The sequence below is a fragment of the Serratia sp. 3ACOL1 genome (genome assembly GCF_003668775.1).
GTDB classification, from domain to species: domain Bacteria; phylum Pseudomonadota; class Gammaproteobacteria; order Enterobacterales; family Enterobacteriaceae; genus Chania; species Chania fonticola.
The window spans coordinates 5,394,377-5,415,061 of the sequence record NZ_CP033055.1 but is presented as its reverse complement, the minus strand read 5'-3'; the positions used below and the strand labels follow the sequence as shown (position 1 = coordinate 5,415,061).

Below are 20,685 nucleotides of genomic sequence, written 5' to 3'. Positions count from 1 at the left end.
ATTACTCAGCATGATCTCTTTGTCTAAACATTAAAACTCTTTTCTCAGCCAGCTATTGATGCGTTTAAACCAATTGCCCACCGAGGCGCGTTTTTCTACTTCTGCCTCACCGCTCAGGTGAGACTCTTTTCCATAGTGCAGTAGCCCGACCGCTGTAGAATAGTAAGGCTCTTGCGCGTAATCCGTCAGACCCGTGATGTTCAAGGGTTGGCCGATGCGTACCTGGGTATGGAATACCCGTTGCGCACAGGCTGCCAGGCCATCAATCTGGGCGGCACCGCCGGTCAGCACAATACCCGCTGCCAGATGATGCTTCACCCCTTGCTGACGCAGTTGCTCCTGCAATTGCAATATTTCATCGTTAACCAGATTCAACAGTTCGGTGTAGCGCGGCTCAATCACTTCAGCCAATGTCTGTCTTTGCAGACTCCGAGGAGGCCTTCCCCCCACGCTAGGAACCTCAACACTTTCATCCTTGCTAACAATCGACCCAAGTGCACAACCGTGTCGAACTTTAATCGCTTCCGCGTCGGTCGGCGGCGTGCCGAAGGCGTAGGCGATATCGCTGGTGACCACGTTCCCGGCGTAAGGGATCACTTTGGTGTGGCGCAGAGCACCGCCGGTATACACCGCCATATCCATGGTGCCCCCGCCGATATCTACCACACAGACGCCGAGCTCGCGCTCATCTTCGGTCAGCACCGCATAACTGGCGGCCAGACCGGCGAAAATCAGTTGGTCCACTTTCAGACCACAACGTTCTACTGCTTTGACAATGTTCTTGGCCATATCGTTATGGCAGGTGATCAGGTGCACCTTGGCCTGCATACGCACGCCGGATAACCCAACCGGGTTTTTGATGCCTTCCTGATAGTCGATGGCATATTCCTGAGGGATAACGTGCAGGATGCGGTGTTCGTCACGCACACGCACCGACTTGGCGGTATGCACCACGTTCTCCACGTCTTCCTGCGTCACTTCCTCTTCGGAGATCGGCACCATCCCGATCTCGTTCTGACAGCTGATATGCTTACCCGACAAGGCCAGGTAAACCGAAGAAATCTGACAATCCGCCATCAGTTCGGCCTGATCGATAGCGCGCTGTACGCACTTGACTACCGATTCCAGATCGTTAACGCCACCCTTATCCATACCGCGAGACGGGCAACTGCCCACCCCGATAATGTTGACCATGCCATCGGGCAAAACTTCCCCCACCAATGCGGAGACTTTTGCGGTACCGATCTCCAGTCCAACTACCAGTTTTCTGTCCGTCGACTTGATCATTGTTGTTTTGCCTGTGCCTGATTCTGTTGCTGATTACTGTTTGGTCGATCGCCCATGGCTGCCTGCGGGTCGATAAACGCCGGAGCCCAGCCAACTGAGGCACCGGAGTCATAGCGTAAATCGACATAGCTGACGCGCTTGTTTTCCGCCTGCGCCTGCTGCAACAGCACCGGATAAAGCCCGATGAAGCGTTGCAAGCGACCCATGCGATCGTCACGTCCCAGTTCCAGCCGAACATCGTTATCCAAAGCCAACTGCCACGAATGGCGGGCCGTCATGGACGCCATCTTAAGCTGGTACTTGCTGGCTGCCAGCACGCCGTTCATCGCGCGGTAACCTTCCAGAACATCCTGTTCGCTGCCTTCCGGACCATAGAGCAACGGTAATTTCTGATTGCCCAAACGCTGCGCCGGAATGCTGAACGACTTGCCCTCGGCATCAACCATGTGCAAATCATTCCAATGCGCCACCGGGACATACTCCACCAGGTGGATTTTCAGCTCATCCGGCCACTGTTTACGTACGCTGGCCTGCTTGACCCACGGCAGACGCTCGATCTGCTGCTGGATGATGTCCACATCCTGCGTCATAAAGGTGCCCGGTGCTCCCAAAGCCAAGATCGCCTGGCGAACATCGTCGTTAGTGGTGAAATGGCGTTCACCGGTCAATACCAGCCTTGAGAGCGGCAGACGGCTGGCATCTTGCATCCAACCTACCACTACCCAGCCGCACCACAGGATGGTGCCTAACACCATCAGCAGGAAAATTACCCCTGCCAGTTGGGTGCCATTGCTGCGGCGTGGGCCGTTATCCGCCTCGCGATCGCGTGCATTCAGAGCCGCTTGCGACATTTCAGTCAGCCAACGCCAGAATTCCCGCAACCAACTGCGAGAAAGTTAATCCGGACTGCCGGGCCGCCATCGGGACCAGACTGTGGCTGGTCATGCCCGGTGAAGTGTTCGCTTCCAGTAGGTAGAAGCTGCCATCGCTGTCTTGCATGACATCAACACGCCCCCAGCCGCTGCAATCCAGCCCACGGTAGGCCCGCAGTGCCAGCGCAGCCATAGCGGCTTCCTGCTGTGCATCCAGACCGCTCGGGCAAAAATACTGCGTATCGTCGGAAATATATTTGGCCTGGTAATCGTAAAACACGCCAGCGGGCTGAATACGGATGGAAGGCAGCACCTTGTCACCCAGGATCGCCACGGTGTATTCCGGGCCGCTGAGCCATTTCTCTACCAGCACATCCTCATCATGACGGAACGCTTCTTCCAACGCCCCTTCCAGGGCTGCGCGTTCGGTCACTTTGCTCATGCCAACGCTGGAACCTTCGCGGCTTGGCTTCACAATCAGCGGTAATCCCAGAGCTTCAATGGCAGCCAGTTGGCTTTGCCGATCGTCGCCCAGATACTGGCGGCGGCTCAGCGCCACGTAAGGCGCCACCGGCAGCCCCATCGACTGCCACACCATTTTGCTGCGCCATTTATCCATGGTCAGCGCCGAGGCCATCACGCCACTGCCGGTATAAGGCAACTGCAAAAACTCCAGCAGGCCTTGCAATGTACCATCTTCACCGCCACGCCCGTGCAGCGCGATGAACACTTTGGTGAACCCCTGCGCTTTCAGTTCGGTGACAGGGAAGTCACGGGTGTCGATGCCATGTGCATCAATGCCCGCTTCTCGCAACCCGGCCAGCACGGCCGCGCCAGATTGCAGTGAAACTTCACGTTCTGCGGAGGTACCACCCAGCAATACGGCGACTTTATCAGCCATGATGATCCTCCTCTTTGATCTGTGGTTGCAGTTTTAGTTCAGCCAGCCGGCGCGCGATTTTACCGACATTGCCAGCCCCTTGCACCAGCACCAGGTCGTCCCCTTGCAACAGCTGCGCCAACAGCGTTGGCACGGTATCCGCATCGGACACCAGGATCGGATCCAGTTTGCCGCGATTGCGAATGGTACGGCACAGGCTACGGCTATCAGCGCCAGGGATCGGAGCTTCACCCGCCGGATAGACATCCAGCATCAGCAACACGTCAACCTGCGACAATACGTTGGCGAAATCGTCATACAGATCGCGAGTACGGGTATAGCGGTGCGGCTGGAAGATCATCACCACCCGCTTGGTTGGCCAACCGGCACGCGCGGCCTTGATGGTCGCATCCACTTCCGTTGGGTGGTGGCCATAATCGTCCACCAACATGGCACTACCCTGTTTTTCGTTCACCGCCGCCAGTGGGAACTCCCCCAGGAAATCGAAACGACGCCCCGTTCCCTGGAAACCGGCCAGCGCACGCAGAATGGCTTCGTCGGCAATGCCTTCTTCCGTCGCCACGGCAACCGCCGCCGCCGCGTTCAAGGCGTTATGGCGGCCCGGTGCATTCAGGGTCACCGTCATCAACGGTTTGTCCTGACGGCTCAGGGTAAAGTGCCCCTGCGGCCCGATCTGGCTATAGCTCTCGATGCGCACATCCGCATCTTCGCTAAAGCCGTAGGTGGTGATATGGCGACCCACGCGCGGCAACAACTCACGCACGACCGGATCGTCAATGCACATTACCGCACGACCATAGAACGGCAGGTTGTGCAGGAAGGTGATAAACGTCTGCTTCAAATTCTCGAAGTCGCCATGGTAGGTATCCATATGGTCGGCTTCGATGTTGGTGACAATCGCCACCATCGGTTGCAAATGCAGGAACGACGCATCGCTCTCATCCGCTTCCGCAATCAGGTAACGGCTAGAACCCAAACGTGCGTGGGTACCTGCCGCCTTCACTAGCCCACCGTTAACAAACGTTGGGTCAAGACCGGCTTCGGCATAAATACTGGACACCATCGCCGTGGTGGTGGTTTTGCCGTGTGTACCGGCGATGGCAATGCCATGGCGATAGCGCATCAGCTCGGCCAGCATTTCTGCCCGCTGGATCACCGGAATGCGCGCCTCACGGGCTGCGACGATCTCCGGGTTGTCTGCCGGGATAGCGGTCGACACCACTACCACGCTGGCATCCAGCACGTTTTCCGGGCGGTGATGAAAGTAAATCGTTGCCCCAAGCTCGCTCAACTGCTGGGTGACCGGGTTCGGCGCCAGGTCGGAACCGCTGATCTGATAACCCTCGTTGGCCAACACCTCGGCGATACCACCCATGCCGGCACCACCGATGCCAACAAAGTGAATGTGCCGGACGCGTCGCATCTCGGGCACGAAAGTACGTAGTTTCGCCAATTGTTGTGTATTCATCACTTCTCTATCTATCAGGTTCGATTTAGCTCAACAGGGGTAACCCCGACGGCCTTACAGGGCTGCACGAATAATTTCTGCCGCCACACGTTCTGTTGCATCCGGGATCGCTACCGCGCGGGCCTTTTCGGCCATCTTCAACAGCGTTGGGCGATCCCAGCTTGCCAGCAGTTCCGCCACGACATCGGCAGTAAACTGCGGTTGTTCAATAATTTTGGCTGCACCGGCCTCTTCCAGAGGACGCGCGTTCCAGTATTGCTGACGATCTTTATGCTGGAACGGCACAAAAATGGCCGGTAGTCCCGCCGCCGCCACTTCGCTGACGGTCAGCGCGCCAGAACGGCACACCACCACATCCGCCCAGGCATAAGCCTCTGCCATGTCATCAATAAACTCGGTCACCTTGTGCCCGGTCTGCCCTACCCTCTCGTAGTCTTGCAGTACCGTTGGCAATGCGCCCTTACCTACCTGATGCCAGAGAGCTATTCTATCGCCCAGCAGCGCGGCGACTTCAGGAACTGTCTGATTCAGCACGCGTGCGCCTTGGCTACCGCCGATAATCAGCACGCGGATTGGCCCTTCACGCCCGTTCAAACGCTCAGCGGGCAGCGGCAGCGCCAACACATCTGTACGCACCGGGTTACCCACGACGTCCGCATTCGGGAACGCGCCTGGGAACGCCTGTAACACTTTCTTGGCAATCCTGGAGAGCCAGCGGTTGGTCAGGCCAGCAATGCCGTTCTGCTCATGCAGCACTACCGGGATACCGCACTGCCAAGCGGCCAAACCGCCAGGGCCAGAAACGTAACCGCCCATCCCCAGCACTACGTCCGGCTGATAGCTGCGCATAATCGCTTTCGCCTGACGCACCGCCTGCCAGATACGCACCGGTGCGGTCAACTGCGCTTTTAGGCCTTTGCCACGCAGCCCGGAGATGCGGATAAAATCAATCTCGATCCCGTGCTTTGGTACCAGATCGGCTTCCATTCGGTCTGCGGTACCGAGCCAGCGAACTTGCCAGCCCTGCGCCATCAGATGATGCGCGACCGCCAGCCCCGGAAATACGTGCCCGCCGGTACCGCCTGCCATCACCATTAAACGCTTAGCTTTACCGCTCATCCGCTACCTCTTCACAAACGCCTGCGCTTTGGTCAGGCGCGTTTCATAATCAATTCGCAGCAACAGCACGATCGCCGTCGACATAATGATCAGGCTCGAGCCACCGTAGCTTATCAGTGGCAAGGTCAAGCCTTTGGTTGGCAACATCCCCGCTGCCGCCCCGACGTTCACCAATGCCTGGAAACTGAACCAGACACCGATCGAACACGCCAGAAAACCGGAAAATCGCTGGTCTATCTCCAACGCCCTGCGGCCGATCGACATGGCGCGAAAAGCGACGAAGAATACCATTAACAGGGCGAAAACCACACCGATATAGCCCAGTTCTTCGCCCAAAATGGAGAAGATAAAGTCGGTATGCGCCTCGGGTAAATACTCGAGTTTCTGTACCGAGTTACCCAGCCCTTGCCCCCAGAACTCACCGCGGCCAAACGCCATCAGCGACTGGGTTAACTGATAACCACTGCCAAACGGATCGGCCCATGGGTTCCAAAACGAAGTCACGCGGCGCATACGGTAAGGTTCCGCGATGATCAGCAGCCCCACGGCAAACACGCCCGATCCGATGATCGCCAGGAACTGCCACATCTTTGCCCCGGCCAGGAACAGCATCGCCAGCGTGGTGATAAACAGCACCACCACCGTCCCCAAATCCGGCTGGGCCAGCAGCAACACCGCCAGCACCACCATCACGCCCATTGGCTTACAGAAGCCCCAGAAGTTGCTACGGACTTCCTCTACCTTGCGCACCAGATAGCTCGCCAGGTAGCAAAACAGCGACAGCTTGGATAACTCTGCGGGCTGGATACGCAATGGGCCCAGTGAAATCCAGCGTGAAGCCCCGTTGACCGAGCTGCCAACCACCAGCACCACCAGCAACAAGACTATCGATAACAGCAGCATGACGTTGCTATAGCGCTGCCAAACGGCCATCGGGATACGCAGCGTCACCAGCGACAGGCCGAACGCCAGGCCAAGGTAAAGTGCATCACGCTTGGCAAACAGGAAAGGATCCTCTGCCAGGCGCTGGCCGATAGGCATTGAGGCCGACGTCACCATCACAAAACCAACAATCGCCAGGCCAAAGGTCAGCCACAGCAGGGTACGGTCATACAGCACCATGCTGCTCGTATCGCTTTCACGCGATCCCATCACCCAGTCTTTCAGCTTGTTGGTCAGGCCGAACGTCGGCACCCGTAGTCTCATCCGCCCAGCTCCTGTGCCAGACGGGCAAACTCGTTGCCACGCACTTCAAAATTACGGAACTGATCCAGGCTGGCGCAGGCCGGTGACAACAGCACCATATCGCCTGATGTCACCTGGCGGGCAATGGCCTGCATCGCCTGCTCCATCGTTTCTGTCTGGGTCGCGACTTCCGGACGCAACTGTGCCAACTGAGCGCCATCGCGGCCAAAGCAGTACAAGCGCACGTTGTCACCTTGCAGATAGCGTGCCAGCGGCGAGAAGTCCGCAGACTTGCCATCACCGCCCAACAGCAGATGCAGCGTACCCTTAACCTGCAGGCCGTTCAGCGCGGCCTCGGTGCTGCCGACGTTGGTGGCTTTGGAATCATTAATCCAGCGCACGCCGTTGTTTTCCCACACCAGTTGGAAGCGGTGCTCCAGGCCGGTAAAGGTCGTCAGCGCTTTCAAGCTGGACGCACGCGGCAGCTTGACGGCATCGGCCAGGGCCAGGGCCGCCAACGCATTGGTAAAGTTATGGCGACCGGTGAGCTTCATCTCGCTGGTGTTGAGGACTTTCTCACCATTCACCCGCAGCCAGATTTCACCCTGCTGGCGATTCAGATGATAGTCCCCCACGTCGGCACCAAAGCTGACACAGCGCTCATCGGCACCGCGCACCGGCATGGTCAGCGCGTCGTCCGCATTCACTACGCAGACTTCGGCATTTTCATAGACGCGCAATTTGGCGGCACGGTATTGCTGTAGGCCAAATGGATAGCGATCCATATGATCTTCGGTCACGTTCAAAATGGTGGCCGCTGCGGCATGCAGGCTGTGAGTGGTTTCCAATTGGAAGCTCGACAGCTCCAGCACGTACAGTTGGCACTCCTGGCGCAACAGGCTCAGCGCAGGCAGGCCGATATTGCCCCCAACGCCCACGGCCCAACCGGCGGCCTTGGCCATCTCACCCACCAGCGTGGTGACGGTGCTCTTGCCGTTGGAACCGGTGATCGCCACGATTGGCGCCTGGGCTTCACGGCAGAACAGCTCAACGTCACCGACGATCTCAACCCCGGCATCGGCGGCAGCGCTCAATTCCGGAGTCGCTAATGCCATGCCTGGGCTAGCCACAATCAAATCCGCAGACAGCAACCATTCCTGGTTCAGGGAACCCAGATGACGTTCAACGCTCTCGGGCAGTTGATCCAGCCCCGGCGGCGAAATACGGGTATCCATAACCCGCGGCGTCACGCCACGGGTCATAAAGAAATCAACGCAGGACAGGCCGGTGAGGCCCAACCCGATGATGACTACTTTTTTACCCTGATAATCCACCATAATCAGCGCACCTTCAGCGTCGCCAGGCCAATCAGCACCAGCATCAGCGAAATAATCCAGAAGCGCACGATCACCCGTGGTTCTGGCCAGCCTTTCAATTCATAGTGATGGTGGATCGGCGCCATGCGGAAAATACGTTGCCCGCGCAGCTTGAACGATCCCACCTGCAGGATCACCGACAGCGTTTCAACCACGAACACACCGCCCATAATCAGCAATAAGAACTCCTGGCGCAGCAGCACGGCGATGGTGCCCAACGCGCCGCCCAGAGCCAGTGAACCCACGTCACCCATAAACACCTGAGCCGGATAGGTGTTAAACCACAAGAAACCTAAACCGGCCCCGACGATCGCGGTGCAGACAATGACCAACTCACCGGCATGACGCAGATACGGTATATGCAGGTAGTTGGCGAAGTTCATGTTACCGGTCGCCCAGGCCACCAGCGCAAAGCCCGCCGCCACAAACACGGTTGGCATGATCGCCAGGCCATCCAGCCCATCGGTCAGGTTGACCGCGTTGCTGGTGCCGACAATCACGAAGTAGGCCAACACCACGTACAGCAAGCCCAGCTGCGGCATGATGTCCTTAAAGAACGGCACAACCAGCTCGGTGGCTGGCGTGTCTTTTCCTACGGCATACATGGCAAAGGCCACGACCAGGGCAATCACCGATTGCCAGAAATATTTCCAGCGGGCAATCAACCCCCGAGTATCTTTGCGCACCACTTTGCGATAGTCATCGACAAAGCCGACGATGCCGTAACCCACCAGTACGAACAGTACGCACCACACGTAAGGGTTGGACGGATAGGCCCACATCAGCACCGAAATGGTGATGGAGGTCAGGATCATGATGCCGCCCATAGTCGGCGTGCCGCGCTTGCTAAAGTGCGATTCTGGGCCGTCGTTACGCACTACCTGACCAAAGGACATTTCCTGCAGGCGTTTGATCACCTTCGGCCCCATCCACAGGGAAAGGAACAGCGCGGTCAGCAGGCTGACAATGGCCCGGAACGTCAGATAGGAAAAGACGTTGAAGCCTGAGTAATATTTGACCAAATGTTCGGCCAGCCAAACTAACATGGTGCTTTCTCCTGTAACGCGCGTACTACCTGCTCCATTGCGGCACTACGTGAACCTTTGATTAACACGGTAATTACCGCATGTGCTGAGAGTAGTTCCGCTACGCGCGCGGTCACTGCTGTTTTATCCTGATAATGTTCACCGTTACCGGCGGCGGAGCTCAATACCTGGCTCAGCCCACCCACGCTGATGACTTTATCAATACCGGCCAGACGGGCAGCTTCACCCACCTGACGATGACACTCTTCGGCCTCTGCACCCAACTCGGCCATATCGCCAACGACCATCACGCGATAACCCGGCATTTCTGCCAGCACCTGCGCTGCTGCCGTCATGGAGCCAACGTTGGCGTTATAGCTGTCATCGAGCAACAGCTTGCCTTGCGCCAAGGCGATCGGGAACAAACGCCCTGGCACTGCCTGTAGCTGTTGCAAGCCTGCACTCACGGCGGCCAGCGTAGCGCCAACCGACATTGCCAGTGCTGCTGCTGCCAACGCATTGGCCACGTTATGGCGGCCTGGCAATGGCAACTCGATCGCCACCGTACCGAACGGGCTGTGCAGGGTGAAGTGAGTTACGCTCCCTTTCACCTGGATATCGCTGGCAAAGAAATCCACTGATTCCGCAGCCTGGGGGGAGAAACGCCAGACTGTCTTGCCCTGTAACTGCGCCTGCCAGTGCGGCCAGTCGTTGCTATCGGCGTTGAGGATCGCCACACCATCCGAGGTCAAACCGGCAAAGATTTCACCCTTGGCCTGCGCAACGCCAGCCAGTGAGCCAAAACCTTCCAGATGGGCAGCGGCCAGATTATTCACCAGCGCGCTCTGCGGTTGCGCCAAAGCGGTGGTATAGGCAATCTCACCGATATGGTTGGCACCCAGTTCAACCACCGCAAAATCATGCTGCGGCTCTAAACGCAGCAGCGTTAGCGGCACGCCGATCTCGTTATTGTAATTCCCGGCGGTATGCAGCACTTCGCCACATTCACGTAAAATGGCCGCGGTCATCTCTTTCACCGAGGTCTTGCCCGATGAACCGGTCAGCGCCACCACTTTGGCTGGCACCTGCTGACGTACCCAGGCGGCAAACTGCCCCAGTGCCAGACTGGTATCTTTCACCACCAGCTGCGGAGCCTCCACCAATAAGCGCTTACTTACCAGCAAAGCGCCTGCCCCAGCGGCGACAGCATCGGCGGCAAAGTCGTGAGCATCGAAACGCTCCCCTTTCAGGGCCACAAACAGGCAACCCACAGTGACCTGACGAGTATCCCTCGTCACTTCGGTAATGATGCAGTCGGTGCCGATCAGCTCGGCATCCAATACCGCCGCCAGCGTCTGGAGGGAGACCGGGATCATGCCAACACCCCCAGCAAACGTGCGACGGTAGTACGATCGGAGTAATCCAGACGGCGGTTACCCACCAGTTGGTAATCCTCGTGGCCTTTACCTGCTACCAGCACCACATCCTGCTCTTTGGCTTGCATGATGGCGCTGGTCACGGCTTCGGCGCGCCCATGGATCACCTGTACATGCCCGGCATCCAGCAGCCCGGCCAGAATATCCTTGATGATCGTCTGCGGTTCTTCGGTGCGCGGATTGTCATCCGTGATCACCACCCGATCGGCAAACTGTTCGGCAATGCCACCCATAAGTGGGCGCTTACCTCTATCACGGTCGCCACCGCAGCCAAACACGCACCACAGTTGCCCTTGGCAATGCAGACGAGCGGCTTCCAGCGCTTTTTCCAGGGCATCCGGGGTGTGGGCATAATCCACCACCACCGTCGGCTTGCCTGGCGCATTGAAGACTTCCATCCGGCCACAGACCGGCTGTAGCTGATTGGCCGTGTTAACCAGCGTCTCCAACGGGTAACCGAGGGACAGCAGCGTCGCCAATGCCAGGATCAGGTTACTGACGTTGAAGGCCCCCATCAGGCGGCTTTCGATCTCGCCGTTGCCCCAGCTTGAGCTGAAGTGGATGGTGGCACCGTTATCGTGATAGTCCACCGCCGTGGTTTTCAGCCAGCGGCCATGACAACCAGGCTGCAAATTGTCCTGCATGGTGACGGCCACCGCGTCTGGCAATTTGGCCAGCCAACGCTGCCCGACTTCATCGTCGGCGTTAATGATCGCCTGACCAACGTCGTGGCCCGCAAACAGTGACCATTTGGCCGCTTCGTAGCTGGCCATGTCACCGTGGTAATCCAGATGATCGCGGCTCAGGTTGGTGAATACGGCTGCGGCAAAGGGTAAAGCCGCCACGCGGTGTTGCACCAGGCCATGAGACGAAACTTCCATCGCGGCAAAGGTGGCCCCTTGCTGCGCCAGATCGTTAAGCACGTGCTGCACGTCGACGGCAGAGCCGGTGGTATTTTCCGTTGGGCAAACCTGGTCTAACAAACCGTTGCCCACGGTGCCCATCACGGCGGCAGTTTCACCCAACAGTTGGCTCCACTGGGCTAACAGTTGGGTAGTGGTGGTTTTACCGTTGGTCCCCGTCACGCCAATCAGGCGCAGACGTTCGGCAGGCTGATGATAGAAACGCCCGGCCAACGCCGACAGGCGCTGGCCAAGTTGGCTCAGGTAAATCACCGGCACGCCATGCATTTCGCAAATTTTACCGTCTTCAGCTTCGCCTTCCGCTTCAGCGATAACGGCGGCAACCCCTTGGGCGATGGCTTGCGGAATATAGCGGCGTCCATCCGTTTGATGGCCAACTACGGCGACAAACAGATCCCCGGCAGCCGCAATACGGCTGTCTAATATCATTTCCCGCAGCGCGCGCTCGGGTGCCGTTGGCACCCACGGAGCGAGTAAATCGCGCAAATTACGATCGGCCACCTGAACCCTCTTTGTTATTAATCACTAATTCGCTTTTGTCACCGGTGGGCAACGCATCTGGCTGAACGTTCATGATCCGCAGCGCGCCCCCCATGATGGCACCAAACACCGGCGCGGAAATCGCACCACCGTAGTATTTCCCACCCTGTGGATCGTTGATGACCACCACCAGAGCAAAACGAGGCTGGCTAGCTGGCGCCACCCCCGCGGTATAAGCGATATATCGGTTGACGTATTTACCATCCGGCCCGACCTTTTTGGCGGTACCGGTTTTAATGGCAATACGATAACCCTTGATGGCGGCTTTCACCCCACCACCGCCCGGCAAGGCGACGCTTTCCATCATGTGCACTACCGTACGCACGGTAGCCTCAGGGAAGACGCGTTCACCGGCAACCGGAGGGTCAACCTTGGTGATCGACAACGGGCGATAAACGCCCAGGCTGCCGATCGTGGCATAGACTCGCGCTAACTGTAACGGGGTTACCATTAGCCCATAGCCGAAAGAGAAGGTGGCCCTCTCTATGTCAGACCACCGTTGTTTTTTTGGGTATAAGCCACTGCTTTCTCCGACCAGCCCCAAATTGGTCGCTTTTCCCAGCCCAAAACGTGAGTAAGTATCTACTAACGCTGAGGACGGCATCGCTAACGCCAGCTTTGAAACACCGACGTTACTCGACTTCTGCAAGATCCCGGTCACGGTCAGTTCCGAATAACGCGCCACGTCTTTGATTTCATGGCCGCTAACGCGGTAAGGGATGGTATTGAGCACGCTATTTTCTTTCACTACACCGCGCTGCAACGCCGTCATTACCACCATCGGTTTCACGGTAGAACCAGGTTCAAAAATATCGGTGATGGCACGGTTACGCATGGTGTCTTTCGGCGTATCGGCCATATTGTTCGGGTTGTACGATGGGCTGTTGGCCATCGCCAGCACTTCTCCGGTGTTCACGTCCACCAGCACTGCGGTACCAGACTCCGCCTTGTTGAAGGCGACGGCGTTATTCAGTTCACGATAAACCAGCGCCTGCAGGCGTTCATCGATGCTCAGCGCCAGATTGTGCGCCGCCTGGCTGTCTACCGAGGAGATGTCCTCGATCACTCGGCCATAGCGGTCTTTACGAACGGTTCTTTCGCCCGGTTGGCCGGTCAGCCAGCGATCAAAGCTCTTTTCGACCCCTTCGATCCCTTCGCCGTCAATGTTGGTCACGCCGATGATATGAGAAGTAACCTGGCCAGACGGGTAGTATCGGCGCGATTCCTGGCGCAGGTAGATGCCAGGCAATTTCAGCTTGTGGATGTAATCACCAATCGCCGGGTTAACCTGCCGGGCCAGATAGACAAAGCGCCCCTTCGGATTGGCATTAATACGATTGGAGAGCTGATCGAGCGGAATTTGCAACGCGTCGGACAGCGCTTTCCAGCGCGAATCCAGCGTAATACCCCCGCGTTCGTTCAACTCTTTCGGATCGGCCCACACGGCGTTCACCGGCACGCTCACCGCCAACGGGCGGCCAGAGCGGTCACTGATCATGCCGCGAGCAGTGGGAACCGACTGCACACGCAGCGAGCGCATGTCGCCTTCTTTCACCAACCGATCCGGATTGATCACCTGCAAATAAGCCACACGCAGCATCAGCCCAACCAGCGCCAACAGAATACAGCCGCACAGCAACGCAAAACGCCAGCTGACAAAGCTGGCCTGATCTTCCTGGCGTTTCAACTTCTTACCGGGACGTACTGCTTTCATGCGTTAGCTATTTGCTCCGTATCGTGACTTCGGCTAAACCACTCATGGCTTGACAATGATAATTTCCTGCGATGGATCAACGTGTTGCATCTGCAGTTTTTCGGTGGCGATACGCTCAACGCGGCTGTGATCGCCAAGAGCATTCTCTTCCAGGATCAGGTTGCGCCATTCGATATCCAGCGCATCCCTCTCCAGCACCAGCTGTTCGCGCTCGGCGGTCAGCAGGCGGGTACGGTGCGCGGTGGTCACCACAAACACGGCGGAAACCAGCGCGGCAATCATCAGAATCAGCGGGATCTTGGCGTTACGCAGCAGATCGCCACCAATGACGCCAACTAAACCGTGGCGCTCATTACCAATCACGCAGGCATCCTCTCGGCAATACGCAGCACCGAACTGCGCGCCCGTGGGTTTTCCGCCACTTCAACATCACCTGGCTTCATTTTGCCTAAGGCTTTCAGCGTGCGGCCGCCCATTTCACGCAACTGCGCTTCGGTTAGCGGAATTCCTGCCGGAACCTGGGCACCACGGCTGTGGTGGCGCATAAAGCTTTTGACGATACGGTCTTCCAACGAATGGAAGCTGATGATCGACAGGCGGCCTTCTGGTGCCAACACGGCTAATGCACCGTCCAGCGCGCGCTCGATCTCTTCCAGCTCGCTGTTGATGTAGATACGGATCGCCTGGAAGCTGCGGGTTGCCGGGTGTTTATGCTTATCACGGAACGGGCTGGCATGGGCGATCAGCTCGGCCAGTTCCTTGGTACGGGTCATCGGCTCAACTTGGTTTCTTTCCACGATGGCGCGGGCAATGCGTTTGGCGAAGCGTTCTTCACCGAAGGTTTTCAGCACCCAGGCAATATCGTCGGCTTCCGCTTTCATCAACCATTCGGCGGCGGATTGGCCACTTGAAGGGTCCATACGCATATCCAGCGGGCCGTCACGCATAAAGGAAAATCCGCGTTCTGCGTCATCCAACTGCGGGGAAGAGACGCCCAAGTCGAGCAACACGCCGTCGATCTTGCCCACCAGTTCCCGTTGCTGCACATAGTCAGCCAAATCGGAAAACGGGCCGTGGATGATAGTAAACCGTGGGTCTGCAATAGATTGAGCTGCGGCAATTGCCTGCGGATCGCGATCGATAGCCAACAAGCGCCCTTCCGGCCCCAGTTGGGACAAGATCAGACGAGAATGACCACCGCGACCAAAAGTACCGTCGATGTAGATGCCGTTACTGCGAATATTGAGACCCTTCACGGCCTCATCCAGCAGTACGGTCGTATGTTTATAATTTTCCAGCATGCTTATAGTGACAAGTCCTGTAGCCGCTCAGACAACGGTTCCTGAGTGGATTGTTCCGCGTCAATATCATCCTTGACTTGTTGATACCAGGTCTGTTCATCCCACAGTTCAAACTTGTTGAACTGCCCGACCAGCATCACTTCTTTAGTAAGCCCGGCATGTTGGCGTAGCGTATTGGCTAACAGCAACCGGCCGGCATTATCCATCTGACACTCACTGGCATGCCCCAACAGCAAGCGCTGGACTCGGCGCTCGGCGGGATTCATGCTCGACAGACGGGACAACTTTTGCTCGATGATTTCCCATTGAGGTAATGGATAAAGCAGCAGGCAGGGCTGATGGAGGTCAATGGTGCAAACCATTTGGCCTTGCGATTCCTCATTCAGTAAATCCCGATAACGGGTTGGTACGGCGAGCCGCCCTTTACTGTCGAGGTTGACCATCGTTGCCCCACGAAACATACCTGAGCTACCCCCTCGTGACCCTTTTCACCACTTTACACCACAAATTCCCACATAAGGGAGTTTACGGAGGGTATGAAAACCTTGTCAAGCCAGAGCAAGAGCGGTTTGGCAATATTTATAGGCATATTTTGGAGGCTGGCTCACGAAAGGAACTCTATTTATTGCATGAATATAAATTAACATCATGATTAAAGAGGAGAATTTTCTAAGCGGAAAGAGTGTGATTAAAATAAACACAAATTGACGATTAAATAACTCATTATGTCCTTCTGCAATCCAGGTCTCACTTTTCAACATCGCTCTCGGCGGGGACAACCCCACCGCACCCCGCATCGGTCAAGGCTTGGCCGCAAGCCGCCTGCCAGCAGGGAAATGCCATAAACCCTTGACTTAATAACACTCGCTGAGTATTTCGCTGCCAACGGCGCGCTATTTTACTTCAATTATTCCGTCAAAGAACAACCCAACGATAAAATAAATGGCGAAGCCCTGGCTCAAGCCGCTAATTATGATTCAAATCAAAATGGTAAGATTATTCTCAAAACACCTATTTACAATTCATCTGGATTTTTTTGCGACTTTAGGAATATACGTAAAATTAGTGAGCCTTTCGCTAAATCAGCCGCAAAACCGTCATCTCACCGTTGCCATATAATCATAACATACTGTTTATAATCATAATTTTTAAAGCCACCATTTTAAATTCCTGCTTTACGCGCTTTCCCCCCTGTTGTCAGGATAAAAATCACTCAAATGTTAAAAATAAAAATTTTAAGCCACTTATAACAATCAATGCAGTCAAGTAGACTACTAAATAGCAGGATGGTCAGTTAATAACACCTAATTAACATTAACAAACAACATATTAACCGATAAATTCAGGGATCGTGTCATGTCTAGAGGCGTTTCACCATGGCGCAGCGCTGCCGCCGATACTTTTGCGCTGGTGGTGTACTGTTTTATCGTCGGGATGGCGATTGAAATACTGATTTCGGGCATGAGCTTTAGCCAATCGCTCTCTTCCCGACTGGTGTCGATCCCCGTCAATATCCTGATCGCCTGGCCCTATGGTCGCTACCGCGATTTCTTTATCGCCACCGCACGCCGCAGCCCACACGGGCAGTTTTTGCTGCGTAACCTGGCCGATCTGTTGGCTTATGTCAGTTTCCAATCGCCGGTTTACGCTGCCATTCTTTGGAGTGTGGGTGCAGACGGCCAGCAGATCCTGGCCGCGGTGACCAGTAATGCGGTGATCTCAATGGCGATGGGCGTAGTGTACGGCTATTTTCTGGAATATTGCCGCAGGCTGTTTCGCGTGGTGGGTTACGTTTAGGGGCCGAATTACGGCCCCTTGAAGATTACTTGCGGCTCAGGCTGCCACGGCGGAACAGGTTACGGCGAATGCGCGTCATACCCGGTTTGGGTTTGCGTGGTTCATCCAGGCTGGCAAGTACCAGCTCCAGCACCCGCTCGGCAACATCACGGTGGCGCTGGGCCACGGCAAGCACCGGGCACTCCAGGAAATCCAATAGCTCATGGTCACCAAAGGTGGCAATCGCCAGATCCGCCGGTAAACGCCCACGTTGTTTCAGCGTTACGTCCATCACTCCCTGCAACAGCGAGAATGAGGTGGTAAACAGCGCCTGTGGCATCGGATGGGTTTTCAACCATTCCGCGAACAGCACACCGGCTGCTTCACGTTCATAGCTGTTGGCATACAGATAATCTACCTGCCGCTCATCATCCTGCCAGGCCTGACGGAAACCCTGCTCACGCAAGAAGCTGACCGAAAGCTCAGGCAAAGCCCCCAGATACAACACCGACTTGGCGGGGAAAGTGCGTAACTCCTGCGCCAAGGCAAAGGCGTCTTCCTGATCGGCCCCCACCACGCTGATAAAGTGTTCACGATCCAGAGCGCGATCCAACGCGATAATCGGGAAAGGATCGTTAGCCCAGCGTTGATAGAAAGGATGCTCCGGCGGTAACGCCGTGGAGACGATGATCGCATCAACCTGGCGTTGCAGCAGGTGCTCAATGCAGCGCATTTCATTATCCGGCTGATCTTCCGAGCAGGCGATCAACAGTTGATAACCGCGCTGACGCGCCTGGCGTTCCAGATAGTTGGCGATGCGGGTATAGCTGGTATTTTCCAGATCCGGGATCACCAGGCCGATAGAACGAGTGCGGCCTGCACGCAGCCCTGCCGCTACGGCATTCGGGTGATAATTGTGCTCCCTGACCACGGCCATCACTTTTTCGACGGTTTTATCGCTGACACGATACTGCTTCGCCTTGCCGTTGATGACATAACTGGCCGTAGTGCGCGAAACGCCTGCGAGACGCGCGATTTCATCCAGTTTCACGTTAACCCCTTTAAATGACTCTCAAAATGACAATGGATCGTGTGGCGTTGTTTACCCCACGCTTTCAATGTACGGCTAAGCATGCAGCGAACCGAAAGCGGAAGGGTAATGAGTAACCATGATAGTCACTATGGTTATTCAACCCGTAATGGCGATCTAACAGCAGAAAACACGGCCGAGCAACCGCTTTCGCCCAAAGGTGCCAGCAAATGGGCAAAAAATTAAAAAGAAAGGGCGCAGCAAACCTGCCACGCCCCGGATACAGTGCAGAAAACCCGCTATCAGCGCATAATCTTGTCGCCGCGCGACACGCCAACAATCCCCGAGCGGGCCACTTCGACGATTTCCGCTACTTCACGTACGGCGTTGAGGAAGGCGTCCAGCTTGTCGCTGGTCCCCGCCAACTGCACGGTGTAAAGCGACGAGGTGACATCCACAATCTGGCCACGGAAGATATCCGTGCTGCGTTTCACCTCTTCACGACCGTAGCCGCTAGCCTGTAGCTTCACCAGCATGATTTCACGCTCAACGTGAGCCCCTTGCACCAGCTCACTGACGCGTAAAACGTCAACCAGCTTATGCAACTGCTTCTCTATCTGCTCCAGTACCTTTTCATCACCCACCGTCTGGATCGTCATGCGCGACAAGGTTGGATCATCGGTAGGAGCAACCGTCAGGCTTTCAATGTTGTAGCCACGCTGAGAGAACAGCCCGACGACGCGCGACAACGCACCGGATTCGTTTTCCAGTAATACCGATAAGATACGGCGCTTCATCAGGTTCTCTCCGTTTTGCTTAGCCACATTTCGTCCATGCTTCCACCGCGGATCTGCATTGGATAAACATGTTCGGTCTCGTCGACGGTCACATCGACAAACACCAGACGTTCTTTTTCAGCCAGCGCCTGCGCCAGCTTGCTTTCCAGCTCATCCGGAGTACGAATGGCGATACCAACATGGCCATAGGCTTCGGCCAGCTTGACGAAGTCCGGCAAGGAATCCATATAGGACTGCGAATGGCGGCCAGAATAGATCATGTCCTGCCACTGCTTCACCATCCCCAAGTAGCGGTTATTGAGGTTGACCACCACCACCGGCAGATTGTACTGCAGAGCCGTGGACAGCTCCTGGATATTCATCTGGATGCTGCCGTCACCGGTGACGCACACTACCGTTTCGTCTGGCAGTGCCAGTTTCACCCCAAGGGCGGCTGGTAAGCCAAAGCCCATGGTGCCCAGGCCACCAGAGTTGATCCAACGGCGCGGCTTATCGAACGGATAATAGAGCGCGGCAAACATCTGGTGCTGGCCAACATCGGAGGTGACATAGGCATCGCCCTTGGTCAGGCGGTGCAGCGTTTCGATCACCGCCTGAGGTTTGATGGTGCCACTGTCTTTGTTGTAGCCCAGGCAATCGCGCGCGCGCCACTGCTCAATGGACTGCCACCAGTCACGCAGCGCATCGAAATCCTGCGCTTTGTCCTCATGCGCCAGCAGTTCCAGCATCTGCGTCAGCACCTGTTTGGCATCGCCAACGATAGGAATATCGGCATCCACCGTTTTGGAAATGGAGGTCGGGTCGATATCGATATGCAGTACCGTGGCATCCGGGCAGTATTTGGCCAGGTTATTGGTCGTGCGATCGTCAAAGCGCACCCCAACGGCAAAAATCACGTCGGAATGATGCATGGTCTTGTTGGCTTCATAGGTGCCGTGCATGCCCAGCATACCGACGCTTTGGCGGTGAGTCCCTGGGAACGCCCCCAGCCCCATCAGCGTACAGGTGACCGGCAGGTTCAGCTTTTCCGCCAGTTGCAGCAACTCTTCATGGCACTCCGAATTGATGGCACCGCCACCCACGTACATGATCGGCTTTTTTGCCGCCAGAATGTTCTGCAGGGCGCGTTTGATCTGCCCGCGGTGGCCTTGCACCGTCGGGTTGTAGGAACGCATGCTGACGTCCTGCGGATACGCGTAAGGCATTCTTACCGCCGGGCCGACGATATCCTTCGGCAGATCGACCACCACTGGGCCAGGACGGCCGGTAGAAGCCAGGTAAAACGCCTTTTTCAGCACGGAAGGTATGTCTTCGGTACGTTTGACCAGGAAGCTGTGTTTTACCACCGGGCGGGAGATACCCACCATGTCGCACTCCTGGAAGGCATCGTAACCAATCAGCGAGCTTGGCACCTGGCCAGACAGCACCACCATCGGGATGGAATCCATATAAGCGGTGGCGATGCCGGTAATGGCGTTGGTTGCCCCTGGGCCGGAAGTGACCAGCACTACGCCCACTTCACCGGTCGCTCGTGCATAGCCATCGGCCATATGCACCGCCCCTTGCTCGTGGCGCACCAGAATATGATCGATGCCCCCCACCGTGTGCAGGGCATCATAGATATCGAGTACCGCCCCGCCCGGATAGCCGAATACATGCTTAACGCCCTGATCGATCAGCGATCGGACGACCATCTCGGCTCCTGACAATATTTCCATGGGTTTGCCTCCAGGCTTACATAGCTTGCTCTTGTCTGACGCCGGAACGTAGCGCCTGTCCTGTCTGGGGCATGGCCCCAAAAATCTTATGGACGTTTTGGACTCTTAACATAGCGTCAGAATATGGGGCAGGCAAACGGCAAAATGGCTTATCGTGGGCAAGGGTATTGCCATCAGGCTGGAGATGCGCGGCTTGGCAAAACTATGCACTAGCTGA

At 56.4% G+C, this 20,685-nt stretch carries 18 protein-coding genes; 1 reads left to right on the top strand and 17 read right to left on the bottom strand.

Annotated elements, in window-relative coordinates:
* Window positions 1-30: 30 nt before the first annotated feature.
* Genes ftsA through mraZ form a run of 14 tightly spaced genes read right to left on the bottom strand, consistent with a single transcriptional unit; the run spans window position 31 to window position 15,608 of the window.
* The gene (gene ftsA, locus D9980_RS24600; protein WP_004950148.1) at window positions 31-1,287 is read right to left on the bottom strand and encodes a cell division protein FtsA; all 1,257 of its coding nucleotides are present in this window, start codon (window positions 1,285-1,287) and stop codon (window positions 31-33) included.
* Window positions 1,284-2,138, bottom strand: a complete 855-nt coding sequence (gene ftsQ / locus D9980_RS24595; RefSeq protein ID WP_024483523.1) for a cell division protein FtsQ — start codon at window positions 2,136-2,138, stop codon at window positions 1,284-1,286. Before ftsQ ends, ftsA begins: the two co-directional genes overlap by 4 nt.
* 1 nt (window position 2,139) lies before the next feature.
* The gene (locus D9980_RS24590; protein ID WP_024483524.1) at window positions 2,140-3,060 is read right to left on the bottom strand and encodes a D-alanine--D-alanine ligase; all 921 of its coding nucleotides are present in this window, start codon (window positions 3,058-3,060) and stop codon (window positions 2,140-2,142) included.
* Window positions 3,053-4,528: a UDP-N-acetylmuramate--L-alanine ligase gene (gene murC, locus D9980_RS24585; RefSeq protein ID WP_024527168.1), complete on the bottom strand. Its 1,476-nt coding sequence runs from the start codon at window positions 4,526-4,528 to the stop codon at window positions 3,053-3,055. The genes D9980_RS24590 and murC overlap by 8 nt, the downstream gene beginning before the upstream one ends.
* A 54-nt stretch (window positions 4,529-4,582) precedes the next feature.
* Complete coding sequence (gene murG, locus D9980_RS24580; RefSeq protein WP_024483526.1) at window positions 4,583-5,647, bottom strand: undecaprenyldiphospho-muramoylpentapeptide beta-N-acetylglucosaminyltransferase; 1,065 nt, start codon at window positions 5,645-5,647, stop codon at window positions 4,583-4,585.
* 3 nt (window positions 5,648-5,650) lie between these two features.
* Entirely contained in the window at window positions 5,651-6,853 is a 1,203-nt protein-coding gene (ftsW, locus tag D9980_RS24575) for a cell division protein FtsW (protein WP_024483527.1), read from the bottom strand.
* On the bottom strand, window positions 6,850-8,169 hold the full coding sequence (gene murD, locus D9980_RS24570; RefSeq protein ID WP_121608689.1) for a UDP-N-acetylmuramoyl-L-alanine--D-glutamate ligase: 1,320 nt from the start codon (window positions 8,167-8,169) through the stop codon (window positions 6,850-6,852). Before murD ends, ftsW begins: the two co-directional genes overlap by 4 nt.
* Window positions 8,170-8,171: 2 nt before the next feature.
* Window positions 8,172-9,254: a phospho-N-acetylmuramoyl-pentapeptide-transferase gene (gene mraY / locus D9980_RS24565; RefSeq protein ID WP_121608688.1), complete on the bottom strand. Its 1,083-nt coding sequence runs from the start codon at window positions 9,252-9,254 to the stop codon at window positions 8,172-8,174.
* The gene (gene murF / locus D9980_RS24560; protein ID WP_121608687.1) at window positions 9,248-10,609 is read right to left on the bottom strand and encodes a UDP-N-acetylmuramoyl-tripeptide--D-alanyl-D-alanine ligase; all 1,362 of its coding nucleotides are present in this window, start codon (window positions 10,607-10,609) and stop codon (window positions 9,248-9,250) included. Before murF ends, mraY begins: the two co-directional genes overlap by 7 nt.
* Complete coding sequence (gene murE / locus D9980_RS24555; RefSeq protein ID WP_121608686.1) at window positions 10,606-12,093, bottom strand: UDP-N-acetylmuramoyl-L-alanyl-D-glutamate--2,6-diaminopimelate ligase; 1,488 nt, start codon at window positions 12,091-12,093, stop codon at window positions 10,606-10,608. The genes murF and murE overlap by 4 nt, the downstream gene beginning before the upstream one ends.
* Window positions 12,080-13,846, bottom strand: coding sequence for a peptidoglycan glycosyltransferase FtsI (locus D9980_RS24550; RefSeq protein ID WP_024483531.1), 1,767 nt, complete (start codon window positions 13,844-13,846; stop codon window positions 12,080-12,082). The genes murE and D9980_RS24550 overlap by 14 nt, the downstream gene beginning before the upstream one ends.
* Window positions 13,847-13,888: 42 nt before the next feature.
* Window positions 13,889-14,209 (bottom strand): cell division protein FtsL, encoded by a 321-nt coding sequence (ftsL, locus tag D9980_RS24545; protein ID WP_021179318.1) that lies wholly within the window; start codon window positions 14,207-14,209, stop codon window positions 13,889-13,891.
* A complete protein-coding gene (gene rsmH / locus D9980_RS24540) occupies window positions 14,206-15,147 on the bottom strand; it encodes a 16S rRNA (cytosine(1402)-N(4))-methyltransferase RsmH (RefSeq protein ID WP_024527176.1) in 942 nt (313 codons plus the stop codon). Before rsmH ends, ftsL begins: the two co-directional genes overlap by 4 nt.
* Before the next feature lie 2 nt (window positions 15,148-15,149).
* Complete coding sequence (mraZ, locus tag D9980_RS24535) at window positions 15,150-15,608, bottom strand: division/cell wall cluster transcriptional repressor MraZ (RefSeq protein WP_024483534.1); 459 nt, start codon at window positions 15,606-15,608, stop codon at window positions 15,150-15,152.
* 895 nt (window positions 15,609-16,503) lie between these two features.
* Between mraZ and D9980_RS24530 the strand changes: the two genes are divergently transcribed.
* Window positions 16,504-16,944 (top strand): L-alanine exporter AlaE, encoded by a 441-nt coding sequence (locus tag D9980_RS24530; protein WP_121608685.1) that lies wholly within the window; start codon window positions 16,504-16,506, stop codon window positions 16,942-16,944.
* A 25-nt stretch (window positions 16,945-16,969) separates the two neighbouring features.
* On the opposite strand, the gene cra is transcribed toward D9980_RS24530, so the two are convergent.
* The 3 genes from cra to ilvI all read right to left on the bottom strand — a co-directional run bounded on the left by cra (window position 16,970) and on the right by ilvI (window position 20,468).
* Window positions 16,970-17,974 (bottom strand): catabolite repressor/activator, encoded by a 1,005-nt coding sequence (gene cra / locus D9980_RS24525; protein WP_021179314.1) that lies wholly within the window; start codon window positions 17,972-17,974, stop codon window positions 16,970-16,972.
* 281 nt (window positions 17,975-18,255) lie between these two features.
* The gene (gene ilvN / locus D9980_RS24520) at window positions 18,256-18,750 is read right to left on the bottom strand and encodes an acetolactate synthase small subunit (RefSeq protein ID WP_021179312.1); all 495 of its coding nucleotides are present in this window, start codon (window positions 18,748-18,750) and stop codon (window positions 18,256-18,258) included.
* Window positions 18,750-20,468, bottom strand: coding sequence for an acetolactate synthase 3 large subunit (gene ilvI / locus D9980_RS24515; RefSeq protein ID WP_121608684.1), 1,719 nt, complete (start codon window positions 20,466-20,468; stop codon window positions 18,750-18,752). Before ilvI ends, ilvN begins: the two co-directional genes overlap by 1 nt.
* Between the last annotated feature and the right edge of the window lie 217 nt (window positions 20,469-20,685).